Source organism: uncultured Zoogloea sp., from assembly GCF_937894855.1.
Classification (GTDB): domain Bacteria; phylum Pseudomonadota; class Gammaproteobacteria; order Burkholderiales; family Rhodocyclaceae; genus Zoogloea; species Zoogloea oryzae.
Map to the genome: position 1 here is coordinate 1 of NZ_CALAYQ010000084.1, position 3,513 is coordinate 3,513.

General features: G+C 65.7%; 4 protein-coding genes and 1 pseudogene. All 5 read right to left on the minus strand.

The window, feature by feature from the left end; all coding sequences use genetic code 11:
- Nucleotides 1-675, minus strand: a pseudogene (locus tag Q0672_RS11240) (IS66 family transposase); the annotation flags it as partial.
- 44 nt (nt 676-719) lie between these two features.
- Nucleotides 720-974 carry a Txe/YoeB family addiction module toxin gene (locus Q0672_RS11245; RefSeq protein ID WP_298622230.1) on the minus strand — a complete coding sequence of 85 codons (255 nt, stop codon included), beginning with the start codon at nt 972-974 and terminating at the stop codon, nt 720-722.
- The gene (locus Q0672_RS11250; protein ID WP_284189380.1) at nt 971-1,222 is read right to left on the minus strand and encodes a type II toxin-antitoxin system Phd/YefM family antitoxin; all 252 of its coding nucleotides are present in this window, start codon (nt 1,220-1,222) and stop codon (nt 971-973) included. The genes Q0672_RS11245 and Q0672_RS11250 overlap by 4 nt, the downstream gene beginning before the upstream one ends.
- Nucleotides 1,223-1,310: 88 nt before the next feature.
- Nucleotides 1,311-3,005 carry an ATP-binding protein gene (locus Q0672_RS11255; RefSeq protein ID WP_298622234.1) on the minus strand — a complete coding sequence of 565 codons (1,695 nt, stop codon included), beginning with the start codon at nt 3,003-3,005 and terminating at the stop codon, nt 1,311-1,313.
- Complete coding sequence (locus Q0672_RS11260) at nt 3,002-3,373, minus strand: hypothetical protein (RefSeq protein WP_298622236.1); 372 nt, start codon at nt 3,371-3,373, stop codon at nt 3,002-3,004. Before Q0672_RS11260 ends, Q0672_RS11255 begins: the two co-directional genes overlap by 4 nt.
- Nucleotides 3,374-3,513 lie beyond the last annotated feature (140 nt).

Below are 3,513 nucleotides of genomic sequence, written 5' to 3' on the forward strand. Positions count from 1 at the left end.
GGACATGGCAGCAAAACACCCTATCGGGGTGTCCGAAAATACTTGACCACTACAGTCGATCCGGTTGATCGGGTGTTCGGCGATCCGCGTGAGCACGTCGCGCAGGTAAGCCTCCGGGTCGAGCCCGCTCAGCGTGGCGGTGCCGATCAGGCTGTACATCGCGGCCGCCCGCTCGCCGCCGGCATCCGATCCTGCGAAGCGAAAGTTCTTCCTCCCCACGGCGACCGCCCGCAGTGCGCGTTCAGCGGCATTGTTGTCGATCTCGAGATGGCCGTTCGTGCTGTAGCGGATCAAGGCCGGCCATTGATTGAGCGCGTAGCCGATGGCCTGCATCAGGTCCGATTTGCGCGACACGCGTTTGCGCTGCGCCACGAGCCAGTCATGCATGTCCGCCAGGCGCGGGGCGGCCTCCTGCCGGCGCAGCTGCGCCCGCTCGGCGGGCGGCTTGCCGCGCGCGCGGGCTTCGATGGCATACAGCGCCTGGATCCGGGTCAGCGCCTCGGCGGCCAGCGGCGAGGCGCTCGCGCGCTGGATGTCGTAGAACTTCCTGCGCACGTGGGCCCAGCAGGCCGCCTCGACGATCGCCCCGCCCTCGAAGAGCGCGTCGAACCCCGCGTAGGCATCCGCTTGCAGGACGCCCTTGAAGGGGGCGAGGTAGGCTTGGGGGCAATGCTTCCAACTTAACCCCCCTCTTGCGAACCCTCACCCTGACGACGCCCTCAGTAGTGATACCTCAACTGCGCAATCAGCAGCGCATCCCCATCCACTTTGTAAACCATCCGGTGCTCGTCGGTGATCCGCCGGGACCAGTAGCCGGCCAGCGCGTGTTTCAAGGGCTCGGGCTTGCCGATGCCGGAGAAGGGTTCGCGCTGGGTTTCCTTGATGAGCTTGTTGATGCGCTCCACCATGCGCTTGTCCTGCTGCTGCCAGAAGAGGTAATCCTCCCAGGCGGCGTCAGCAAAGATCAGTCTCATTCGGCCAGCTTTCGTTCGCTTCCTTGCCCGGCGTTAAGTTGCTCGGTTGCGGCCAGCAGGCGTCTTGCGTTTGCGGGGCTGCGCAGCAGGTAGGCGGTTTCTTCAAGGGCCTTGAAGTCTTCCAGCGAGAGCATCACTACCGACTGCTGGCCGCCGCGGGTGATGATGAGGGGTTCGTGGTCGTTGCACACGCGGTCCATCGTGGTGGCGAGGTTGGCGCGGGCGGCAGAGTAAGAAATGGCGTCCATGTGTTGGCTCCGGCAGTTGTACGTAAAAATGTACATCCCTCACTCTCCTCTGTCCAGCGCGTGCCGGCAATTGCCCTTTACGCCTGGCCTACCCCACCTCCATCGCCCTGAACACCGCACACCTTCTAAACACTCCCTCCTCCGCCTCAACTCCCTTCTGGCTGCAGTATTTCCCCACCAGTTTCGCCAGCCCCTTGATGTCGCGCCCCGATGCCTGCGGGAAGATGTCCGGTAGCCGCTCCAGCAGTTCCGGCGCGATCTGTAGCCCGAACTGTTCCGCCATCACGCCCCAGATCTTGCGGCGGTCTTCTCGGCTCGGCGGGTGGAAGCGGATGAGGGCGATGCAGCGGGAGACGATGGCTTCGTCGATGTCGTCCACGCGGTTGGTGGTGAGGAAGAGCAGGCCATTGAAGTATTCGAGCACGCGCAGAAAGACGCCGACGACGGCGTTCATGGTGATGTTGTCGTCGCGGCGCTTGATGTAGACGTCGGCTTCGTCGATGAGCATCACGGCGCCCCAGCGCTGGGCGCGGGTGAGGACGTCCTTGAGCACGGTTTCCATCGCGGCCACGTTGAGGCCGAGTTGGCCGGAGTGCACGCGGTAGAGCGGCCGGCGGATGATCTCGGAATACACCTCGGCGGTGAGCGTCTTGCCCACGCCCGGGGGGCCGGCGCACAGCACGGTGGTGCCGCCGCTCTTGCCGGCCACGATGTCGTCCATCAGCACGTCCATCTCGGCGGTGAGGATGTCGATGAGGTCGGTCTGCTCGGGGGGCAGCACCAGCTTGTCCTTCAGCTCGGGCTGGTAGGCGTAGGGCTGCATGTCTTCCACATGCACCCACACGTAGTGGTGCAGATCGAGGTGGAACATCAGGATGTAGAAATGCACCGGCAGTTCGGTGAACAGGCCCTTGCCGATGCTGGCCTGGGCGTCTTCCACCTCGGCTTCTTCCTTGCCCGACAGGCGCGCGCCGCGCATCACCCGGCGGACGAACTTGGCGAGGATGTCGCCGGTGGCATCCAGCGCCAGCACCCGCTCGCCGAGGATGCTCTCGTCGTTCACCAGCCGCGCGGGCGATCCGGTGGATGAAAGGATGATCTGGTCCTTGCGGGAGTAATCGGTGTCCCGGTGTGTGGCGGTGGGGTTCTCGGCAAACCAGCCCACGCCGGTGCCGGAGAACTGCGCGCCGTACTGCCCGCGCCAGTCGAAGTAGCGGGCGGCCATCTCGTCGTAGCTGGCGAGGAGCGCCGGGGTTTCCTTCACGTAGCCCTTGGCGGCGAAGACTTCGGCGATGGTGCGCCCGGCGATGTCCGGCCCGGTGATGCGCAGGGTGGTGGCCGCAAGGCGGGCGCGGGAGTTGGCCTTGAGCTCCACGAAGATCTTGCCGCTCTCTTCTTCAGAAGGCGGGGTGAAGTCCAGCCGCGTGACCACGTAGGCCAGCGGCTTGCCGTTGATGCCGGCCGAGAACACCCACCCGCGGCTGGCGTCTTCGGCCAGGTAGCGGGCGATGGCGGGCACGGCCATCTCCAGCTCTTCGGGCTCGAAGCGCCGCCCGCCGCCGGCCAGCGCGTGGCGCAGGGTGGCGATCTGCGCGGCCTTGGCGCGGTCCTCGGCGTCGCCGGCGCGGTAGAGGGTTTCGAGCAGATCGAGCTCGGGCGCTTCGAGGGTGTGGAAGGGGATCTCCACCCGATGCCCGAAGCGGAGTTGCTCGCGCACCGGGTCGAGCCGGGGGAAGGCGGCCATCATGGCTTCGATGTGGGCCTGTTCGATCTGCAGCTTCATGCGTCGACGTCCTCTTCTTCTTCAAGCCCGGCGAACAGGCCTTCGGCCCGGATCATGGCCTTGAAGGCCTTCATCACAGGGCGCGACAGCGTGGTTTCGGCGAGCACGCGTTTTTCGTAGATGAGATCCCGCAGCGCGTCGCCGCCGGGGGCTCGGGCCTGGGCGATGAGCGCGTGCAGCTCGTCGCCAAAGCGCTGGCCGGGGCGATGCTTCACGGCGTCGTAGAGGGCGGCCATCACCAGCTTGTCGGTCTCGCTCATCTTGCATTTGCCGTCGAGGATCTTGAGCATCACCGTGGTGGCGCAATCCACGTCGCTGGGCGTGAGGGGATGGGCAGCCACCCAGGCGGCCACGGCATCCATGCTCATGCCTCGGTCGCGGCGAAGGCCATCTCCAGCGCCGGGTAACCGCCGTCGATGCTGAACACCCGGGTGAAGTGGAAGTCGGCAAACATCTGTAAGCGTCCGGCCACCCCATCTCCCCCGGGCAGCCCAAATAGCGTATTCGT

Coding starts and splice junctions, on each gene's coding strand:
- Q0672_RS11245 (WP_298622230.1), bottom strand. CDS start 974: ATGAGACTGATCTTTGCTGACGCCGCCTGGGAGGATTACCTCTTCTGG.
- Q0672_RS11250 (WP_284189380.1), bottom strand. CDS start 1,222: ATGGACGCCATTTCTTACTCTGCCGCCCGCGCCAACCTCGCCACCACG.
- Q0672_RS11255 (WP_298622234.1), bottom strand. CDS start 3,005: ATGAAGCTGCAGATCGAACAGGCCCACATCGAAGCCATGATGGCCGCC.
- Q0672_RS11260 (WP_298622236.1), bottom strand. CDS start 3,373: ATGAGCATGGATGCCGTGGCCGCCTGGGTGGCTGCCCATCCCCTCACG.